The sequence below is a fragment of the Micromonospora sp. WMMC415 genome, from assembly GCF_009707425.1.
Classification (GTDB): domain Bacteria; phylum Actinomycetota; class Actinomycetes; order Mycobacteriales; family Micromonosporaceae; genus Micromonospora.
On record NZ_CP046104.1, the window covers coordinates 5,545,269 to 5,564,059 of the forward strand.

An 18,791-nucleotide genomic window follows, 5' to 3' on the forward strand; every position below is an offset into this window, starting at 1 on the left:
GACGAAGGCCCCGTCCACGACGGACGGGGCCTTCGCTTGCGTCGTCAGCCGGCGAGGCGCAGCCGCTCGGCGTCCTCGACGGCCAGCTCGTCGACCAGGCCGGTGGTGTGCTTCGCGGCCCGGAAGACCGGGTTCGCCACCACCCGGCGGAGGAAGTCGCGAGTGGTGTGCACCCCGCGACCGGTCACCCGGAACTCGGCCAGCGCCCGGTCGACCCGCTCGATCGCCTGGCGCCGGTCCGGCGCCCACACGGTCACCTTGGCGAGCAGCGGGTCGTAGTCGGCGGTGACCCGGAAGCCCGGGAAGCCGTGGGTGTCCACCCGGACGAACGGCCCGCTCGGCGGCAGGAACTCGTCGAGCACCCCGGGCGTGGGCAGGAAGCCCCGCTCCGGGTCCTCGGCGTTGACCCGCACCTCGATGGCCACCCCCCGCGGCTGCACGTCCTCCTGGGTGACCGACAGCCCGTACCCGGCGGCGACCCGCAGCTGCTCGCGGACCAGGTCGATGCCGGTCACCTGCTCGGTGACCGGGTGCTCGACCTGGATCCGGCAGTTGACCTCCATGAAGACGAAGTCGCCGTCGTCGCCGACGAGGAACTCGTACGTGCCGGCGCCGGCGTAGCGCACCTCCCGGGCCGCGTGCACCGCCGCCGCGCGGATCCGGTCGGCCAGCTCGCCGGGCAGGCCCGGCGCCGGTGTCTCCTCGATCAGCTTCTGGCGGCGCCGCTGCACCGAACAGTCGCGCTCCCCGAGGTGGATGACGTCGCCGTTGCCGTCGCCCAGCACCTGGACCTCGACGTGCCGGGCGTTCTCCAGGAACTTCTCCAGGTAGAGGCGGGGGTCGTTGAAGGTCGCCTGGGCGACCGCCCGCAGCCGGGCCCAGGATCGACCGAACTCGCGCGGGTCACGAACCACGGTCATCCCCCGGCCGCCGCCGCCCGCCGTCGCCTTGATGATGACCGGGTACCCGATGAGCGCGGCGACCTCCCGCGCCTCCTCCAGCGAGGCGGGCGAACGGGAACTGCCGGGCAGCACCGGCAGGCCGGCCGCCCGGGCGATCTCGCGGGCCTGCGCCTTGTCCCCGAGGCGGCGCAGCAGCGCGGCCGGCGGGCCGACGAACGTGAGCCCGTTCGCCTCACAGATCTCCGCGAAGTCCGGGTCCTCGGAGAGGAACCCGTAGCCGGGGTGTACCGCCTCGGCACCGCTCTGGAGCGCGGCGGTGACGATGGCGGCGGGGTTCAGGTAGCTGAGCCGGGCCGCCGACGGGCCGATCCGGACGCACCTGTCGGCGTACCGGGCGATGGCCGAGTCGCGGTCGCTGTCGGAGCAGACCGCGACGGTGCGGATGCCCATCTCCCGGCAGGTCCGGGCGACCCGAAGGGCGATCTCGCCCCGGTTCGCGATCAGCACGGTGGAGAACACGTGTCCTACCTCCTGGTCCGCGTCACGGCGCATCCGCCTCCGGGGGCGGCGCCAGTACGAAGAGCACCTCGCCGTACTCGACCGGGGTGCCGTCGGCCACGCGGACCTCGACCACTCGGCCGGGCCGGTCGGCCTCCACCGGGTTCATGAGCTTCATGGCCTCGACGATCGCCACCTGCTGACCCGCCGCCACGTCCTGGCCCACCTCGACGAACGGTGGCGCCCCGGGCCCGGGGGCCCGGTAGAAGGTGCCCACCAGCGGCGCCGCGATGGTGAACGTGCCGTCCGCCGGGGGCGCCTCCCCCGGGTCGCCGGCGGCGGCCGGCGCCGCCACCACGACCGGCGCGCCGGCCGGCGTGTCCGGCCACTCCAGCGCCACCAGCAGCTCGCCGGCCTGCACCCGGACGCTGCGCAACGGCGCCGGGGCGGCCCGGGCCAGCTGGGTCGCCTGCCGGCACAGCTCGTCGATGCCGTGCGAGGTCGTGTCGGTCACCTCGTTGGTCATTGCCACCTCGACTCCTCGGTGCCGAACCGCCGGAACCGTCGCCGGCGGCGGGCCACCAGATCCGTCGCCGCGACGGCGGCGATCTCCTGAAGGGACTCGATCAGCGCGGCACGCAGCGAGTCCGCCGCGGTGACCGGATCCTCGTGCGCGCCGCCGGGCGGCTCGGGCACCACCGCGTCGACGATGCCGTGACGCAGCAGGTCCCGGGAGCCGATCTGCAACGCCGCCGCGGCCCGGGGCGCGGCGGCCGGATCCTTCCAGAGGATCGCGGCGCACCCCTCCGGGCTGATCACCGAGTACATGGCCCCGGCGCAGGCGAGGACGCGGTCGGCGACCGCGAGGGCCAGCGCGCCGCCGCTGCCGCCCTCGCCGGTCACCACCGCGACGACCGGCACCGGCAGCCCCGACATCAGCCGGATCGTCTCGGCGATGGCCCACGCCTGCCCGCGCTCCTCGGCGTCCACCCCGGGATGGGCGCCCGGGGTGTCCACCAGGGTGACGACCGGCAGGCCCAGCTTGGTGGCGAGCCGCATGAGCCGGGCCGCCTTGCGGTAGCCCTCCGGCAGCGCCATGCCGAAGTTGCGCTGGATGCGTTCGGCGGTGTCCCGGCCCTTCTGGCTGCCGATCACGACCACCGGCCGGCCGTCGAGCCGCCCGATCCCGCCGACGATCGCCGGGCAGTCGCCCGAACTCCGGTCGCCGCGCAGTTCCAGGAAGTCGTCGAAGACCTGGGCGATGTAGTCGAGGGTGGTGGGGCGTTGCGGATGCCGCGCCGCCGCCACCACGTCGGCGGCCTCGCGGACGGGCAGCTCGGCGGGGTCGCGGACGAGGCGTACCCGGGTCGGGGCCGCGGCCGACGGGGTGCCCGGCGCGGCGGCGGCCAGCAGCCGGGCGAGGGTCGGACGCAGCGCCGAGCGCGCCACCACCGCGTCGAGCAGGCCACGGGCCAGCAGGAACTCGGCGGTCTGGAAGCCCTCCGGGAGCTCGTGGCCGATCGTCTGCTCGATCACCCGCCGGCCGGCGAAGCCGACGCGGGCGCCGGGCTCGGCGATGACGACGTCGCCGAGCGTCGCGAACGACGCCGCCACCCCGCCGTACGTGGGGTCGGTGACCAGGCAGATCGTGAGGACTCCCGCCTCGTCGAGCTCGGCCATCGCCTGGCTGGTCTTGGCCATCTGCATGAGGGCGAGCGCGCCCTCCTGCATGCGCGCCCCGCCGGAGGCGGTGACCAGCAGCAGCGGGCGGCGGGTGTCGCGGGCGGTCTCGGCGGCGGCGGTGATGGCCGCGCCGACCCCGACGCCGAGGCTGCCGCCGAGGAAGCGGAAGTCCATCACGGCGGCGACCAGCGGGTGGCCCAGCAGGGTCCCGGTCACGCAGGTGACCGCCTCCGCCTGGCCGGTGGCGCGGCGCGCGGCGTGCAGCCGGTCCGGGTACGGGTGGGAGTCCACGAAGCCGAGCGGATCCTCGCGCACCGCCGGTGGTTCCAGCGGCCGGACGGATCCCGGGTCCAGCAGCTGCTCGATGCGTTGACCGGCGGTGAGTCGGCTGTGGTGGCCACAGCCGGGACACACCCGCAGGTCCCGGTCGAAGCGCGGGCCGTAGGTCAGGCCCCGGCAGGTGCCGCAGCTGACCCACTCCGGCGCGGATGAGGGCAGTGTGGAGACGGTCACACCGGAAGCGTGACTCCGGAGCCTCAAGGCGTGTTGGACGCGGGCTGAACCGGGGCCCGGCCACCGGGGCGGACGTCCACCGGCTCTCGAGGACCGGCCGTGATCCTGCTGTGCGGGTGCGGCAGGCCCCACGGGCACGGGCGGCACAGCGCCGCCGGAGAGGGAGGACCGGATGCCGAGCGACCGGGCGGTGGGCCGGGAGCCCACCGACACGTACGACGAGACGATCCCCGTCCTGGTGGTCGGGGGTGGCTACGCCGGCCTCGCGTCGGCGCTGTTCCTCGCCCACCACGGGGTGGCCTCGGTGCTGGTGGACCGGCACCCGGGCATCTCGATCCAGGGCCGCGCGCGGGGGATCAACCAGCGGACGATGGAGCTCTACCGGCCGCTCGGCGTCGAGGACCTGATCCGGCGGGCGGGCCGGCCGTTCGACGACGAGGCGGGCGTGGTCCGCTGCGAGACCCTCAGCGGGGAGTGGACCTGGCTGCTGGCCGACGACACGCGCAAGCCGCTGCCCGAGCTGACCCCGGCCGAGTTCGTGATGGCCGACCAGCGCAGCGTCGAGCCGATCCTGGTCGACGCGGCCCGCGAGCGCGGAGCGGACATCCGCTTCGGCACCCGGTGCGTGTCGGTGGACGCCGACGACGACGGCGTGACAGCGGTGATCGAGGACGTCGCGAGCGGCGACCGCCGTACCGTCCGGTCCCGCTACCTGGTGGCCGCGGACGGCTTCCGTGGGCGGACCCGGGAGGCGGTCGGGATCGACCGCGCCGGGCCGGGGGTCACGCAGCACTGGGTGACGTTCCTGGTCCGGGCCGACCTCACCGGGATCGTCCGCCAGCGGGCGATGTTCTGGATCGTGGTGAACGACGAACTCGGGCTGGGGTCGTTCCTGACCACGTCGGTCCCGGACCAGTGGGCGATGAGCGTGAGCTTCGACCCGGCGCGTACCCCGGTGGAGTCGTTCACCCCGGACCGCTGCCGGGAGCTGGCCCGGTCGTTCCTCGGGACCGACCGGCCGGTGGCGGTGCTCGACGTCGCCGCCTGGGAGGAGGCGGTCGGGGTCGCCGACCGGTTCCGGTCCGGGCGGGTGTTCCTCGTGGGCGACACCGCGCACGTATGGCCGCCGGCCGGCGCGATGGGCGCCAACGCGGCCGTCCAGGACGCCCACAACCTGGCCTGGAAGCTCGCCGGTGTGCTCGGCGGGTGGGCCGGTGGGGGCCTGCTCGACACGTACGAGGCGGAGCGCCGACCGGTGGCGCTCGCCCTGGCCGACATCACCGTCGCGCGGCAGCGGGCCCGCTTCGGCGAGGACCCGGGGACCGAGGACGTCGACGACGTGCTCTGCACGCTCGGGCAGCGGTACCGGTCCACGGCGACGGTCGGTGCGGCGCACGACACGGTGTACGGGCGGGAGCTGGCCACGCGTGCCGAGCCGGGCCTGCGGGCGCCGCACCTCTGGCTGGACCGCGGCGGGCGGCGCATCTCGGTGCACGACCTGTGCCACGACGCGTTCGTGCTGCTGACCGGGAGCGCGGCGGTCCGCTGGGACGGGGTGGGGTCGCTGGTGGCCCGGGAGCTGTCGGTGCCGCTGCGGGCGTACCGGATCGGGTCGGCCGCGGCCGGCGCGGACCTCGTCGACGTCGAGGGCGTCTTCGCGGCCCGGTACGACGCGGCCGGGGCGACGCTGCTGCGCCCGGACGGCCACGTGGCCTGGTGCTGCGGGGACGCGGTGGTCGATCCCGCCGCCGCGCTGCGGGAGGCCTTGCGGACGGTGCTCGGCCGGGCCGGGTGACGCGACGCGGCCCGGCGGGCCAGGCGACGATCCGGTGGGCGGTCCCGCACGCTCACCGGATCAGTACGTGAGGGCCCGCCTCAGTAGGTGGCGGTGACCTCGTAGACGCCGAACGGCCGGGGACCGGGTACACGCTGGTAGTCGCGCAGCGGCGCGGTGGTGTCCCGGTGGGTCGCCCCGGCCTCCCAGGAGCGGAAGGCGTCCAGGCTGGTCCACTCGCTCATCACGACGAACGCGCGGTCGTCGTCGGCGGCGCGGAGCAGCTCGTTGCGCAGCAGGCCGGGGGTTCCGGCCAGATCGCGGCTGATGCGGTGGTACGCGGCCGCCACCGCGTCCGGCTCACCCGAGGGGGCGGCGGCGTAGACCAGGACCCGAACCCGGTGCGGACCGGCCGGTGCGGCGCCCTCCGGCCCGGCCTCGTCGGACGTCGGCCGTGCCACCTGGTCGGACATGCGGGCCACCCCTCCCTCGTACGCCACGGCGTGGCGGCGCCCCCGCCCGGGGCCGCCTGCACAGGACACCCCGACCCGCTGGGGGGCGGCTGAAGCCGGGCTCGGTACGCCCGCGCCGGCGGGGCCGTCCTCGAGGCGTGCTCGACAGCCGCCGGACGCCGGCAGGGGCGGAAAATGGTGGGCTCGGCGCGATTTCCGTCAGGCGGCGCAAAAGGGACAGCATCGATGACGGTTTTTGTCCAGAGTGCCGGTGGAACCACTGATTATGTGCCACCTCATCCGGTCTCCACCGGCCTCGGTTGACAGTTAGTCGACTCTTGCACACCCGCGCGATTAGCACGGAACCTACCCGCGGGAAACGTCAGACAGTTGACCCACGAAACCTTGACCGTGCAGGGGTCACAACTTACAGTCTGTAGCAGTTGCGCCACGGAGCATGTCGATCATGCCGCCGATCGGCCGGACAAGGTGTCTGGGGGTTGATTTACCACCACAATTGCCCAAGATGTCCCGCCTTTCGGACGAGCGTTAACGCCGCACCATTTCCTGGGGGAGCTTAATGGTGTTCCGCATTCTTGGCCCACTGTCCGTTACTCACGAGGACCGGGATATCACCCCGACCGCACCGAAGGTTCGCCAGGTCTTGGCTTTTCTTCTGGTGCGCCGCAACCAAGTCGTGCAGGTCAGCGAATTCGTTGACGAATTATGGGGGGACAATCCGCCGGACAGCGCGATGACAACCCTCCAGACGTACATCTACAAGCTGCGCAAGGACGTCCTGGACCCGTCCGGGCTGGCGCGGCTGCACACCCAGTCCTGCGGCTACCTGCTGGACGTCAACGACGATGAGATCGATGTGTGTCACTTCGAGCGGCTCGCCCAGCAGGGCCGACTCGAACGGGAACGCGGCGACGCGCAACGCGCCAGCGAACTGCTCACCGAGGCCCTCGCGCTCTGGCGTGCCCCGGCCCTGCTCGGCGTCAACGCCGGCGAGATCCTCTCCGCCCACATGACCCGCCTCGAGGAGAACAAGCTGCGGGTGCTCGGCATGCGCATCGAGGCGGACATGCAGCTCGGCCGCTACGAGGAACTGATCAGCGAACTGAAGGAACTGGTCCGCAACTATCCGCTGCACGAGCGGTTCCACGCCAACCTGATGACCGCACTGGACCGGTCGGGCCGGCGGTACGAGGCGTTCGAGGTCTACCGGCGGCTTCGGGAACTGCTCATCGACGAGCTCGGGCTGGAACCGTCCCCGGCCGTCCAGCGGCTGCACCGGTCCCTGCTCAACGCCGAGCCGACGGAGAACCGGCCGGCGCCCCGCCCGGCGGCGTCCGCCGAGCGGGCACCCGCCCGTACGGCGGTGCCCGCGCAGCTGCCACCGGACGTCCCCGACTTCACCGGCCGGGAGGCGGTGGTACGCCAGATCACCGCCGTCCTCGCCGCCGGGCAGGAACACCGCACCGCGCCGGCCGCCGTGTCGATCTGCGGGTTGACCGGTGTCGGCAAGACGACCCTGGCGCTGCACGTCGGGCACCTGGAGAAGGCCCGGTACCCGCACGGGCAGCTCTTCGCCGACCTGCGGGGCTCGTCCCGCAACCCGACCGCGCAGCTGGACGTCCTCGCCGGGTTCCTGCGGGCCCTGGGCGTGCCGGAGCAGCAGATCCCACCCACCGTGGAGGAGCGGAGCAGCCTCTACCGCACCTGGACCAACGGCCGGCGGCTCCTGGTCGTCCTCGACGACGCGGCCAGCGCCTCCCAGATCGCCCCGCTCGTACCGGCGACGTCGGAAAGCGCGGTCGTGGTGACCAGCCGGTGGGGCCTCCAGGTCCTGCCCGGCGTCCAGGTCACCAAGCTCGACGTGATGACCACCGGCGAGGCCGTGGCCCTGCTGCGGGCCATGGTGGGTCCGTCCCGGGTGGACGCCGAGACGGAGGAGGCCGAGCGGATCGCCGACCGGTGCGGCCACCTGCCGCTGGCGCTGCGCTGCGTCGGCGCCCGACTCGCCGCGGCGCCGACGTGGTCGCTGCGGAAGATGGCCAACCTGATCGAGTCCGGGCCGGCCGCCCTCGACCAGCTGCGGTTCGCCGAGTTCGACGTCCGCACCAACTACGACGAGACCTACTACCGGCTGGAGCCGCACGACCGCAGCGCCCTGCGCCTGCTCAGCCTGCTCCCGCCGCCGCACTTCACCGCGGCCACCGCGGCCAACCTGCTCGGCAGCGCCGCCGACGCCGTGGAGACGCAGCTCGGTCGCCTGGTCGCCTGCAACCTGCTGGAGGCGCGGGCGGACGAGGGCGTGGTCCGCTACCAGCTACACCGGCTGACCCGCCTGTACGCGCGGGAACGCCTCAACCACGAGTTCATCGAGCCACGGCTCGGAACGAACGTCTGAGCTCGCGGACGGGTGCCGGAGGTCAGGCTCCACCATCGACCGGCAGTCCCGCCGGTGTGGCACCGTCACCCGCCCGTCCCGTCGCAGCCGCCGCCCGGCCGTCCCGCCGGGCTAAGGGCCCGGCCGTCCCGCCGGGCCCGTCGCGCGCCGGGCCGTCACCTTTGATCGACTCGATGCCGCCGGCATGGCGGTGTCCGGCGCGGTTGACCGCGCTGTGCCGCCGGCACCCGGTCACCGCCCGCCGGCGGTCCGGACGATCTCGCCGTTGACGTTGCCGTTGGCCGCCGAGCCGAGGAAGACCACCAGCCGGGCCACGTCCTCAGCGGTGCTGAGGCGGCCGCTCGGCGTGTCCCGGGCGGCCTGCGCGACCAGCTCCGGGTCGACGTTGTCGAGGCTCTCGGTCAGCGTCCCGCCCGGGGCGACCACGTTCGCCAGCACACCGTCCCGGGTCCACATCAGACCCCGGACGAAGCCGTGCAGCGCCGCCTTGGCGGCGCCGTAGACCTCCGAGCCCGGGTTGCCGTGCAGGGCGGTGACCGAGGAGAGCAGGACCACCCGGCCCCACCCGCGCCGGCGCATCCCGCCGAGCACCTCCCGCACCGTCCACAGGTGGCCCTCCACGTTCTCCCGGAACCGCCCCAGCCACTCCTCCAGCGGCAGGTCCTCGTACCCCGGCAGGTCCTCCGGGTTGATCCACACCCAGGTCTGGGCGTTGGCCACCAGCACGTCGACCCCGCCCCAGCGCTCCTCCACCCGGCGCACCGCCGCCCGTACCGAGGCGGGGTCGGCGAGGTCGTACGGCACCGCGAGCGCCCGCTCCTCCCCGCCCAGCTCCTTGACCACCTGCTCGGCGGCCGCCTCGGAGGTGTGGTACGTGACGGCGACCCGGGCGCCCTCGTCGGCGAAGGCCCGGGCGGTGGCCCGGCCGATCCCCCGGGTCGCCCCGGTCACCAGCACCCGCTTGTCCGTCAGGCCGAGATCCATGGCGTACCCCTCACGACGTCGTCGACCGGCACGGCCGTGCCGGAGGTCACTCTCCGTCGCCGGGCTCGACGGCGGCTCGGGACGGCGCCACCAGGACCGGCGTCTGCTCCAGCGGGGGTCAAGCCGCCCCCGATAGCGTCCGCCGCGACCATCCCGCCTGGACTTGAGGACGGCCGATGCCGCTGCACGACGAACTGCGGGAGATCCGCGATCCGGTGCTGCGCAAGGTGCAGGACCACCCCTTCTGGTCGGGGATCCGGGACGGGTCCCTGCCACCGGCGGCGCTGGCCCACTTCCTCGCGCAGGACACCGGGTACCTGCTCCCGACGTACGCCCGGGCGTTGGCCCGCTGCGCGGCGGCGGCCGACGCCGACGCGCACACGCTGCTGCTCGGCCAGTCGGTGGCCGGCACCCTCGACGCGCGCGACCGGCTGCGCGCCAACAGCGCCGCCCTGGCCGCGACCACCGGTCTGCCGGACACCCTCGGCGACCCGCCCGTCGACCCGGTGACCCGGGCGCACACCGCGTTCCTCACCGCCGCGACCGCCGACTCCTTCGCCGGCGGGGTGGGCGCGCTGCTGCCGATGGTGTGGTTCAACGCCGAGGTCTCCGACCGGCTGCTGCGCGACACCGAGGCCGACTCGCGCTACCGGCCGTGGGTGGAGGCCTACCACCCCGGCGAGTCCTACCGGTACGCCGTGCAGGCCTTCCTCGACATGGCCGACGACATCGGCATGAACGGCACGGTCCGACAGCGGGCCGAACTCATCGAGCAGTTCTCCATCAGCATCCGTTACGAATGGGCATTCGCCGAGTCCTGCACCGCGTCCCTTTCCGACGGCGGGGACCGGCGGCTGCCGTTCGAGGAGTCAACGAGAGAGGGCACGAGATGACTGCCCAGGCCCCGATTCCCTACCCCTTCCCGTGGACCCCGCCGATGGAGGTCCCGGAGTCGCTGCGCGGCCTGCGGGAGCAGGCCCTCGTCGAGGTCCGCCTGCCCAGCGGCGACACCGCCGTGATGGTGACCCGCTACGCCGACGTCCGCAGCCTCTTCGCCGACCCCCGGCTGAGCAAGAACGTCGCCCGCCCCGACGTGGCCCGCATCGCCGCCGACAACGAGCTGTTCGTCGACCCGAAGATCGACGGCGACCCGCCCCACCACACCCGGATGCGCGGCCTGGTCACCCGGGCGTTCACCGCCCGCCGGATCGAGCTGCTCCGCCCGTACGCCCAGCAGGTCACCGACGAGCTGCTGGACGCGATGGCCGCCGGCCCGAAGCCCACCGACCTGAACGAGGCGCTCGCCTTCCCACTGCCGATCCTGGTGATCTGCAAGCTGCTCGGCATCCCGCCGGAGGACCGCAACCGGTTCCGCTCGCTGGTCGACGGCTTCCTGTCGGTCACCAAGCTGCCGCCGGACGAGGTGGAGCGGTGCCGCAGCGAGCTGTGGCAGTACCTGGTCGAGCTGATCGAGTACAAGCGGGCCAACCCCGGCGAGGACGACCTCATCACCAGCCTGATCAAGGTTCGGGACGAGGACGACAACCGGCTGTCCGAGTACGAGCTGCACCACTGGACCCGGAGCCTGCTCATCGCCGGCTACGTGACCACGGCGAGCCAGATCGGCACCGGCACCGCCGTGCTGCTGCACCGGCAGGACCTGGTCAAGGACATCCGGGCGGACTACTCGCTGGTGCCGTCGGCGGTGGAGGAGCTGCTGCGTACGCAGATCATGGGTTCCTCGATCGGCACGCTGCGGTACGCGCTGGAGGACATCGAGCTGTCCGACGGCACGATCCTCAAGAAGGGCTCCAGCGTGCTGCTCTCCGAGGAGTCGGCCAACATGGACGAGACGGTCTTCACCGACCCGTTCACCCTGGACATCCGCCGCCCGGAGAACCACCACATGACCTTCGGCGCGGGCATCCACTACTGCGTCGGGGCGGCGCTGGCCCGGATGGAGCTCCAGGTCGCCACGGAGGCCCTGCTGCGCCGGTTCCCCGACATCCGGCTGGCCGTACCGGCCGCCCGGCTCCCCCGCGCCCTCGGCGGCTTCATGGAGGGCTTCAGCGAGGTCCCGGTGACCTGGTGAACCGCCACGCTCTGGTCACCGGCGCCAACCGGGGCATCGGCCGGGCCGTCGCCGCCGAGCTGCACGCCCGCGGGCTGGCGCTCACGGTGACCGCCCGCGACGCCTCGGCCGCCGCCGGCACGGCGGCCGAGCTGGGTCCCGGCGTACGCGGGCAGCAGCTCGACGTGACCGACCCGGACAGCGTCGGGAAGGCCACCGCCGAGGTCGGACCGGTCGACGTCCTGGTCTGCAACGCCGGCGTGCTGCTCGACGGCGGCACCGGCCCGCTCACCGCCCCGCTCGACCTGGTCGAGGAGACGCTGCGGGTCAACCTGCTGGGCACCTGGCGGGTGCTCCAGGCGTTCGTGCCGGGCATGGTCGAGCGGGGCTGGGGCCGGGTGGTGGTGGTCTCCAGCGGCACCACGGCGGAGTTCGGTGGCGCCCTCTTCCCCGGCGCGCCCGGCTACTCGCTGTCCAAGAGCGGCCTGAACGGCCTCACCACGCTGGTCGCCGGGCAGACCGCCGGCACGGGAGTGCTGGTCAACGCGGTCAACCCCGGGCGGGTCCGGACCCGGATGATGCCGCACATGACGACCCCGCCGGAGGTGCCGGCCCGGTTCATCGCGGACGTGGCCACCCTGCCCGCCGACGGGCCGACCGGACAGTTCCTGACCGAGCGACGCGTCCCGCACTGACGGCGGGCCGCCTGCGACCAAGCGGGACCCACGACCGAGCGGGGCCCTTCGACCAACAGGAGACCGAGCATGCAGATCGACCTGTCCGGCAAGAAGGCGGTGGTCACCGGGGCCGGCGCCGGCATCGGGCTCGCCGTGGTGCGGGCGCTCGCCGCCGCGGGCGCCGACGTGTACGGCGGCGCGCGGACCGTCAGCCCCGAGCTGAAGGAGGCCACCCCGCACACCCTCACCGTGGACCTGGTCACCGAGGAGGGGCCGCAGCTGCTGGTGGAGCGGGCACTCACCGAGTTCGGTGGCATCGACATCCTGGTCAACAACGTCGGCGGCGGCGTCATGCTCGCCCCCGGCTTCCGGGACATCCCCGACGACGTGTGGCGGCAGACGTTCGAGCTGAACGTCATGACGACGATCCGGGCGACCCGGGCGGCGCTGCCGAGCCTCGTCGAGCGCAAGGGCACGGTCGTCAACATCGGCTCGATGAACGGCACGATGGCCGACCCGCGGCTGGCGCACTATTCGGCCGCCAAGGCCGCCGTCGCGAACATCGGCAAGGCGCTGTCGGCGGAGTTCGCCGCCCAGGGCGTACGGGTCAACACCATCTCCCCCGGTCCGGTGAAGACGCGGCTGTGGACGAACCCGCACATCGCCGAGAAGGCGGGGATGACGCCGGACGAGTTCCTGGCGATGGTGCCGAAGATGGCCGGCCTGGCCACCGGCGAGATGATCGAGCCGGAGGAGATCGCCGCGCTGGTGGTCCTGTTCGCCTCGGGCCGGATCCGCAGCGTCACCGGGGTGGACCTGCCGATCGACGCCGGCATGGCACCCCCGTCCCGCTACCAGCGCCCCAACTGACGCCCCAGCGAACGGCCCCCGGCGCCTCTCGGCGCTCGGGGGCCGTTCGCGCGTTAACAAGGGGCCCTTCCTCTACCGCAGGCGATAAGAAGGGGCCCTTCCTTACCTCAAGGCGGTGAGGCGTTCGGCGTGGTGGATCAGGTCGGTGCCGTCGAGGACCGCCTCGGCGGGGCCGACCAGGTTGACCCGGCGGTTGAACGCGCGGCCCAGTTCGAGGTCGTGCAGCACACCGCCGGAGAGGGCCGCCGAGATGAGGTCCTGGCGGGCCATCTCCGCCCTGTCCTCGTCCGGCACCGGCTGGCCGGTGATCCGGTAGATGCGGGCGCGGTCCATCGCCGCCGACTCCCGGTAGACCGCGTCGGCCTCCCGGGCGGTCGCCGCGTCGTACGCCAGGGCCGTCGCCACCGGGTCGCCGGCGCCCACGGCCACCGCCCCGGCGGCGGCGAACGCGTACGTCAGCGCCATCGCCGATCCCCAGCCGTACGCGGGATTGCTCGCGCAGAGCGAGTCGCCGGCCGAGAGCAGGCCGAGGACGACGGGCCGGCCGTCGACCACGTACCGCCGGCGCAGGCTACGGTTGCCCGCCATCACCTGGACGCCCTCGAGCGGGGTGCCGTTGGCCGGGTCCACCCACGGCGCCAGCGCCGGGATCCCCCGGGCCACCGCCTCCCAGATCGTGGTGTGCCGCAGCGCGCGGGCGCTGCGGTTGTCGGGGTGACACTCGAAGGAGAAGGCGTACGTGTCGTGGTCGCCGGGGAAGCCGATGAACCACCCGTCGGCGAACTCCCCGCGCAGGGTGGCCACCGAGGTCCGGGGCAGCTCGCAGGTGTCGGTGAAGCGGAAGTAGCGGCTGTAGTAGACGGTCTCGCAGTCCTGCACCTCGGTCGGCACCCGGATCCCCTCGGCGGCCAGCCAGCGGGACACCGGGGACCGCTGGCCCAGGCAGTCCAGCACGACGTCGGCGGTGAGCACGTCGCCGTCGGCGAGGCGTACCGCGGCGACCCGGGGCCCGGCGCTGGTCCAGTCGAAGCGCAGGCCGTTCGCGACGGCCGGGCAGCGGAACTCGACGCCCGGCTCCTCCTCGGCGGTGAGCCGCAGCGCCAACTCGAAGACGGCCCGCCGCGCCCACACGTTGGTGAACGTGTCGTCGGCGGGCACCCACCGGTCCTCCGGGATGAGCCGCTTGAACAGGTTCATCTCCTCGACGCCGCTCGCCCGCAGCCGGGCCAGGACGTCGGGGGCGTGCCGCAGCAGCAGGTTACGGGCCCGGGCGGAGAAGCCGTGCGGCAGCCGGAACTGCGGCACGCCGCGCCGCGGCCAGTGCAGGAACGGGTCCGCGGTCGGGTCGGCCGGCGGCGGGTCGCGCTCCACCACGGTCACCGGGTGTCCGCGCCGGGCGAGCGCGATCGCGGCGGCCGTGCCGGCGATACCGCCACCGAGAACGAGGACGCGCTGGCTCATCGGCCCTCCCGCCTTCGGCGTACGCGCGGTCACCGGCGCCACCGCACGACGTCGTCGAGCGGCTTGCGGCGCGCCGCGTTCGGCGGCACCGGCATCCGCTTGCTGCGGTCCTCGTGGCCGATCGTGATGATGCCGGTCAGGGACACGTCGCCCGGCAGGTCGACCACGTCGGCGAGCGCGCTCAACTCGTCGGTGTAGACGGAGCTGACGAACCCAGTGCCGAGGCCCTCGTTGATGGCGGCGAGCTGAAGCAGCATGAACAATGCCCCGCAGTCGAACCACCAGAACGGCACCGGCCAGGGGATCTCCGACCAGCCGGGCCGGACGTCCTCGCCGCCGTACCGCTCGTGGTAGGACGCCTCGCGGGTGGCGACGTAGATGTGCACCGGGGCCGACGCGATCCAGCGGGGGAAGCCCAGCTCCACGTAGCGGGCCTCGGCGATGTCGGCGGCCTTCTGCCGCAGACCCGGGTCGGTGACGACGACCAGGCGGTACCCCTGGCTGAAGCCGGCGCTCGGCGCCCGCCGCACCGCCCCCACGATCCGGTGAAGGGCGTCGTCGGCGACGGGCCGGTCGGTGTAGCTGCGCACCATCTGGCGGCGGCGCAGCACGTCGGGAAAGTCCATGGAAACTCCCTCGGGTCAGATCGCGAGCTGCACGTCGTACCGCCGCAGCCACGCGTCGAACTGCAGCACCATCTCGATGTTCATCCGGCTCACCCACTGGTGTGCGATCTCCGAGGGCCGGTCCAGGGTGGCCCGGACCGCGGCGAGGTCGAGCAGCGGCAGCGACGGTGCGGACGGGTCGTTCACCAGTGCCGACAGCTCGTCGCGGAGCATCTCGGCGTACGCCGGATCCTGGGTGACCGGCCACGGGCTCTTGGCACGGTCGAGCACCGAGTGGGGCACCAGGTCGCGGGCGGCCGCGCGGAGCAGGCTCTTCTCGCGGCCGTCGAAGGTCTTGAGCCGCCACGGGGTGTTGTAGAGGTACTCGACGAGGCGGTGGTCGCCGTAGGGAACCCGCAGTTCGAGCGCGTTGGCCATGGCCAGCCGATCGTCGCGGTCGAGCAGCATCGGCAGCCACCAGGTGAGGGTGACGTGGGTGATGCCCCGCATGAGCCGCTCGGTGTCGTCCTCTTCCCCGGTGTACGGCGCCGCCGCCAGGGCCGTCCGGTACTGGTCCCGGTAGTACGTGCCCAGGTCCAGCTTGGCCATGAAGCCCGGGTCGAACAGGCCGCGGCCCTGGCCGCGTGGCGAGCCGGGCTGGAGGTACTCCTTGGCCACCCAGGGGAACATGTCGGCGGCGAGGAGCTGCTGGTCGTACATCCAGCTGTAGCCGCCGAAGATCTCGTCGGCGACCTCACCGCTCAGCGCTACCGTCGAGTGCTCCTTGATCCGGCGCGCGGTCAGGTAGTTCGACGTGTCCATGTCGCCGAGGGTGGTGGGCATGTCCTGCGCCCACAGGACGGCGTCGCGGGCGGCCCGGTCCATCAGGTCCCGGGTGCTGAGCTGGATGCGGACGTGGTCGGCCTCGAGGTGGCGGGCGACCTCGTCGGCGTACACCTCGTCGGGGGTGAAGCGGACGTCGTCGGGCTGGAACCGGGCCGCGTAGTCGTCGAACGTGGTGACGAAAGTGCGGATCCGCTCGCCGTCGAGCTTCCAGCGCCAGTACGCGGCGATCGCCGACACGGCGCTGGAGTCCATCCCGCCGGACAGGGCGGTGCACAGCGGCACCTCCGACTCCAACTCCCGCAGCACGATGTCGTGCAGCAGCTCCCGGACGTGCCCGACGGTGCCGTCCAGGTCGTCGGTGTGCGGCCGGGCCTCCAGCGCCCAGTACCGCCGCTGCGCCATCCCGGCCCGGCTGATCGTGAGCGTGGTGCCGGGCAGCACCGCGCGCAGGTCGCGGAAGACCGACATGCCGGGCCGCTTGGCGGTGGCGAACAGCTCCTGGAGGTTGTCGAGCCCCACCAGCGGCCGCACCAGCGGGTTGGCGAGCAGCGCCTTCGGCTCCGAGCCGAACAGGAGGCCCTCCGGGCGGCGGGCGTAGAAGAGCGGCTTCACGCCGAGCCGGTCCCGGACCAGCACCAGCTCCTGGCGGCGCAGGTCCCAGATCGCGAACGCGAAAATCCCCTCCAGCCGGGCGGCGCACTCCACACCCCACTCCAGGTACGCCCGCAGGACCACCTCGGTGTCGCTGCGGGTACGGAACTCGTGCCCCCGGGCCCGCAGCTCGGTCCGCAACTGCTTGAAGTTGTAGACCTCGCCGTTGTAGACGATCGTGGCGACCTCGCGGCCGTCCTGCTCGACGGTGAGCGGCTGCGCGCCGCCGGCCACGTCGATGATGGCGGTACGGGTGTGCCCGAGAGCGGCGTGCCCCCGGATCCAGACCCCGGAGTCGTCCACCCCGCGGTTGGTCAGGGTGTCCGTCATCGCCCGCAGTGTCGCGCGCTCCCCCGTCAGGTCACGCCCGAAGTCCACCCAGCCGACGATGCCGCACATGCGCATCACCCCTCGCCTCGCGTCCGACTACGCGTGAGCCTGCCGGGCGGCGTTCCACGCCACCTCGACGGCGACTCGACGGGGGATCCCCGGCGACCGACGAGTACGCGGCGGGTCCCGGCAGAGCGAGCGGCTGTGACAGAACCATGACATGACGCGGACGGTTTCCGGACCCGGCGCGGCCATGCTTGCCGGGTGCATCCGCCATCGCCGTATCCGTACGCGACGCCGCTCCTGTCTGCGGTGCGACCGGAACCCGCCGGAAGGCCGCCGACCGGCCGGCTGCTCCGTGCCGCGCTCGGCTACCTGCTCGCGTTCGCGCTGACCGGCGTGGCGTTCGTGTGGACCGCCCCGGGGCAGCGCCTCGACGGCGGGTTGCTGCCCCGGGCCGAACGGGGCGGCGGGTACGAGCAGCCGACCGACCTGGTCGAGCCGGCGAAGGCTGTGCTGGCCTGGTTCGGTGACCCGCTGGTGCTGGGTCTCGGGCTCGGCACGGTGTTGCTGCTGGCTGTGCTGTCCGGTCGGGTGCGGGCCGGGCTGGCGGGGGTGGCCCTGGTCGGCGTCACGGTGCTCGGCGCCGGCCTGGCCAAGCAGGTGATCGTCCGGCCGGACCTCGGCGTGGTGACCTCCACGACGCACAACAGCTTTCCCAGCGGGCATGTCGCGGCGGCGATGGCCCTGCTGCTCGCGCTCCTGCTCGTGCTCCCCGCGCGGGCCCGCTGGTGGTTCGCGCTGCCGGGCGCGGCCGGGGTCTCCACCGTCGCCGCGGCGACGATGATCGCGGGCTGGCACCGCTTCAGCGACGTCGTCGGCGCTGTCCTGCTGGCGGCGGCGCTGTTCTGCCTGGCCGCCGTCACCTCGGCCCGGCCCGGTACCGGAGCCGCGGCCCGACCCGGTACCGGAGCCGCCGCCCCGCTGGCCCAGCCCGGGAAGGACGCCGCCGCCGCGGCGGCCCGGCCCGGTACCCGAGCCGCGACCGGAACAGCCGGTCCGGCCGGTGCCGCACTCGGGCTGCTCGGTCTGCTGGGCGGCCTGCCGCATCTCGCCCCGGCCGTCCCCGGCGGGCTGTTCGTCGCGATCACGGCCGCCGGTGGGCTGGTCGTCCTGGTCGTCGCCGCCGTCCTGGTTCTGGTGGTCCCGGTGGACTTCGGCCCTGGTTGCGGGCGCCCCGGCTCGGCCGCACCGGAACCGGACGCGCGGGCCGGGGGGCGGCGACCGGCGCCGCCGAACATGATCGACAAAGCGACTTCGGCTGGAATGCCATAGTTGATGCCATGTCCCGGGTGCTGTTGATCGAGGACCACCAGACCGTGCGCGACGGCCTCCAGCTGGCGCTGACCCGCCACGGTCACACGGTGGACGCCGTGGCGACCGGCGAGCAGGGCCTGGCCCGGCTGCGTACGGGCGCCGCCGACGTGGTGATCCTCGACCTCATGCTGCCCGGCATGGACGGGTTCGAGGTCTGCCGGCGGATCCGATCCGCCGGCGATCTGCCGATCATCATGCTCACCGCCCGCAACGACGACATGGACGTGGTGGCGGGTCTGGAGGCCGGTGCCGACGACTACGTGGTCAAGCCGGTCCAGCCCCGGGTGCTGGAGGCGCGGATCCGTGCGGTGCTGCGGCGGACCGGCGGCGAGCCGCGCCCCGCTGGTGCGGAGCCGGCGGTGGAGCGGCACGGCGAGTTGACCATCGACCGGGCGGCACTGGTGGTCACCCGGAACGGGTTGCGCGTCGGCCTCGCCCCGACCGAACTGCGCCTGCTGCTCGAACTCTCCGGCACACCCGGTCGCGTGCTGAGCCGCCAGCAACTGCTGGAGGCGGTCTGGGAGCACGGCTACCTCGGCGACTCGCGGCTCGTCGACGCGTGCGTGCAGCGGCTTCGGGCGAAGATCGAGGACGATTCGGCGGCTCCGGTGTACGTGCAGACGGTGCGCGGCTTCGGCTACCGGTTCGGCCCGCTGTGACCCTCGGCAGGCGTGGCCGGAA

Annotated in this window: 16 protein-coding genes; 8 read left to right on the top strand and 8 right to left on the bottom strand. The window is 73.5% G+C overall.

Annotation, left to right across the window (positions count from 1 at the left end; translation table 11 throughout):
• Positions 1–44 precede the first annotated feature (44 nt).
• Genes GKC29_RS25930 through GKC29_RS25940 form a run of 3 tightly spaced genes read right to left on the bottom strand, consistent with a single transcriptional unit; the run spans position 45 to position 3,596 of the window.
• Complete coding sequence (locus GKC29_RS25930; protein WP_155333302.1) at positions 45–1,421, bottom strand: acetyl/propionyl/methylcrotonyl-CoA carboxylase subunit alpha; 1,377 nt, start codon at positions 1,419–1,421, stop codon at positions 45–47.
• A 22-nt stretch (positions 1,422–1,443) separates the two neighbouring features.
• Positions 1,444–1,926 carry an acetyl-CoA carboxylase biotin carboxyl carrier protein gene (gene accB, locus GKC29_RS25935; RefSeq protein WP_155334348.1) on the bottom strand — a complete coding sequence of 161 codons (483 nt, stop codon included), beginning with the start codon at positions 1,924–1,926 and terminating at the stop codon, positions 1,444–1,446.
• Complete coding sequence (locus GKC29_RS25940; protein ID WP_370463280.1) at positions 1,923–3,596, bottom strand: acetyl-CoA carboxylase carboxyltransferase subunit alpha; 1,674 nt, start codon at positions 3,594–3,596, stop codon at positions 1,923–1,925. The genes accB and GKC29_RS25940 overlap by 4 nt, the downstream gene beginning before the upstream one ends.
• Before the next feature lie 172 nt (positions 3,597–3,768).
• Here GKC29_RS25940 and GKC29_RS25945 point away from each other — a divergent pair, with 172 nt between their 5' ends.
• Complete coding sequence (locus GKC29_RS25945; RefSeq protein ID WP_155333303.1) at positions 3,769–5,391, top strand: FAD-dependent monooxygenase; 1,623 nt, start codon at positions 3,769–3,771, stop codon at positions 5,389–5,391.
• 80 nt (positions 5,392–5,471) lie between these two features.
• Here the strand turns inward: GKC29_RS25945 and GKC29_RS25950 are convergent, their stop codons facing one another.
• Positions 5,472–5,843, bottom strand: a complete 372-nt coding sequence (locus GKC29_RS25950) for an antibiotic biosynthesis monooxygenase (protein WP_155333304.1) — start codon at positions 5,841–5,843, stop codon at positions 5,472–5,474.
• Positions 5,844–6,402: 559 nt separating this feature from the next.
• Between GKC29_RS25950 and GKC29_RS25955 the strand changes: the two genes are divergently transcribed.
• Positions 6,403–8,238 carry an AfsR/SARP family transcriptional regulator gene (locus GKC29_RS25955; RefSeq protein ID WP_155333305.1) on the top strand — a complete coding sequence of 612 codons (1,836 nt, stop codon included), beginning with the start codon at positions 6,403–6,405 and terminating at the stop codon, positions 8,236–8,238.
• Positions 8,239–8,469: 231 nt separating this feature from the next.
• Here GKC29_RS25955 and GKC29_RS25960 read toward each other — a convergent pair whose 3' ends face one another.
• Complete coding sequence (locus GKC29_RS25960; protein WP_155333306.1) at positions 8,470–9,222, bottom strand: SDR family NAD(P)-dependent oxidoreductase; 753 nt, start codon at positions 9,220–9,222, stop codon at positions 8,470–8,472.
• A 176-nt stretch (positions 9,223–9,398) separates the two neighbouring features.
• Here GKC29_RS25960 and GKC29_RS25965 point away from each other — a divergent pair, with 176 nt between their 5' ends.
• The 4 genes from GKC29_RS25965 to GKC29_RS25980 all read left to right on the top strand — a co-directional run bounded on the left by GKC29_RS25965 (position 9,399) and on the right by GKC29_RS25980 (position 12,840).
• Complete coding sequence (locus tag GKC29_RS25965) at positions 9,399–10,115, top strand: TenA family protein (protein ID WP_155333307.1); 717 nt, start codon at positions 9,399–9,401, stop codon at positions 10,113–10,115.
• Positions 10,112–11,314 carry a cytochrome P450 gene (locus tag GKC29_RS25970; protein WP_155333308.1) on the top strand — a complete coding sequence of 401 codons (1,203 nt, stop codon included), beginning with the start codon at positions 10,112–10,114 and terminating at the stop codon, positions 11,312–11,314. The genes GKC29_RS25965 and GKC29_RS25970 overlap by 4 nt, the downstream gene beginning before the upstream one ends.
• A complete protein-coding gene (locus tag GKC29_RS25975; protein WP_155333309.1) occupies positions 11,311–11,988 on the top strand; it encodes an SDR family NAD(P)-dependent oxidoreductase in 678 nt (225 codons plus the stop codon). The genes GKC29_RS25970 and GKC29_RS25975 overlap by 4 nt, the downstream gene beginning before the upstream one ends.
• A gap of 69 nt (positions 11,989–12,057) precedes the next feature.
• A complete protein-coding gene (locus tag GKC29_RS25980; protein ID WP_155333310.1) occupies positions 12,058–12,840 on the top strand; it encodes an SDR family NAD(P)-dependent oxidoreductase in 783 nt (260 codons plus the stop codon).
• Positions 12,841–12,942: 102 nt separating this feature from the next.
• Here GKC29_RS25980 and GKC29_RS25985 read toward each other — a convergent pair whose 3' ends face one another.
• The 3 genes from GKC29_RS25985 to asnB are packed head-to-tail and all read right to left on the bottom strand — an operon-like array spanning position 12,943 to position 16,802.
• Positions 12,943–14,301: an NAD(P)/FAD-dependent oxidoreductase gene (locus tag GKC29_RS25985; protein WP_155333311.1), complete on the bottom strand. Its 1,359-nt coding sequence runs from the start codon at positions 14,299–14,301 to the stop codon at positions 12,943–12,945.
• 29 nt (positions 14,302–14,330) lie between these two features.
• On the bottom strand, positions 14,331–14,927 hold the full coding sequence (locus GKC29_RS25990) for a nitroreductase family protein (protein ID WP_155333312.1): 597 nt from the start codon (positions 14,925–14,927) through the stop codon (positions 14,331–14,333).
• Between the two features lie 15 nt (positions 14,928–14,942).
• Entirely contained in the window at positions 14,943–16,802 is a 1,860-nt protein-coding gene (asnB, locus tag GKC29_RS25995; RefSeq protein ID WP_155333313.1) for an asparagine synthase (glutamine-hydrolyzing), read from the bottom strand.
• 243 nt (positions 16,803–17,045) lie between these two features.
• Between asnB and GKC29_RS26000 the strand changes: the two genes are divergently transcribed.
• Both GKC29_RS26000 and GKC29_RS26005 read left to right on the top strand, forming a co-directional pair.
• Positions 17,046–18,068, top strand: coding sequence for a phosphatase PAP2 family protein (locus GKC29_RS26000; RefSeq protein ID WP_155333314.1), 1,023 nt, complete (start codon positions 17,046–17,048; stop codon positions 18,066–18,068).
• 8 nt (positions 18,069–18,076) lie between these two features.
• Entirely contained in the window at positions 18,077–18,769 is a 693-nt protein-coding gene (locus tag GKC29_RS26005) for a response regulator transcription factor (protein ID WP_155333315.1), read from the top strand.
• Positions 18,770–18,791: the final 22 nt, after the last annotated feature.

Coding starts and splice junctions, on each gene's coding strand:
- GKC29_RS26005 (WP_155333315.1), top strand. CDS start 18,077: ATGTCCCGGGTGCTGTTGATCGAGGACCACCAGACCGTGCGCGACGGC.
- GKC29_RS25965 (WP_155333307.1), top strand. CDS start 9,399: ATGCCGCTGCACGACGAACTGCGGGAGATCCGCGATCCGGTGCTGCGC.
- GKC29_RS25950 (WP_155333304.1), bottom strand. CDS start 5,843: ATGTCCGACCAGGTGGCACGGCCGACGTCCGACGAGGCCGGGCCGGAG.
- GKC29_RS25955 (WP_155333305.1), top strand. CDS start 6,403: ATGGTGTTCCGCATTCTTGGCCCACTGTCCGTTACTCACGAGGACCGG.
- GKC29_RS25945 (WP_155333303.1), top strand. CDS start 3,769: ATGCCGAGCGACCGGGCGGTGGGCCGGGAGCCCACCGACACGTACGAC.
- GKC29_RS25970 (WP_155333308.1), top strand. CDS start 10,112: ATGACTGCCCAGGCCCCGATTCCCTACCCCTTCCCGTGGACCCCGCCG.
- GKC29_RS25990 (WP_155333312.1), bottom strand. CDS start 14,927: ATGGACTTTCCCGACGTGCTGCGCCGCCGCCAGATGGTGCGCAGCTAC.
- accB (WP_155334348.1), bottom strand. CDS start 1,926: ATGACCAACGAGGTGACCGACACGACCTCGCACGGCATCGACGAGCTG.
- GKC29_RS25960 (WP_155333306.1), bottom strand. CDS start 9,222: ATGGATCTCGGCCTGACGGACAAGCGGGTGCTGGTGACCGGGGCGACC.
- GKC29_RS25980 (WP_155333310.1), top strand. CDS start 12,058: ATGCAGATCGACCTGTCCGGCAAGAAGGCGGTGGTCACCGGGGCCGGC.
- GKC29_RS25985 (WP_155333311.1), bottom strand. CDS start 14,301: ATGAGCCAGCGCGTCCTCGTTCTCGGTGGCGGTATCGCCGGCACGGCC.
- asnB (WP_155333313.1), bottom strand. CDS start 16,802: ATGTGCGGCATCGTCGGCTGGGTGGACTTCGGGCGTGACCTGACGGGG.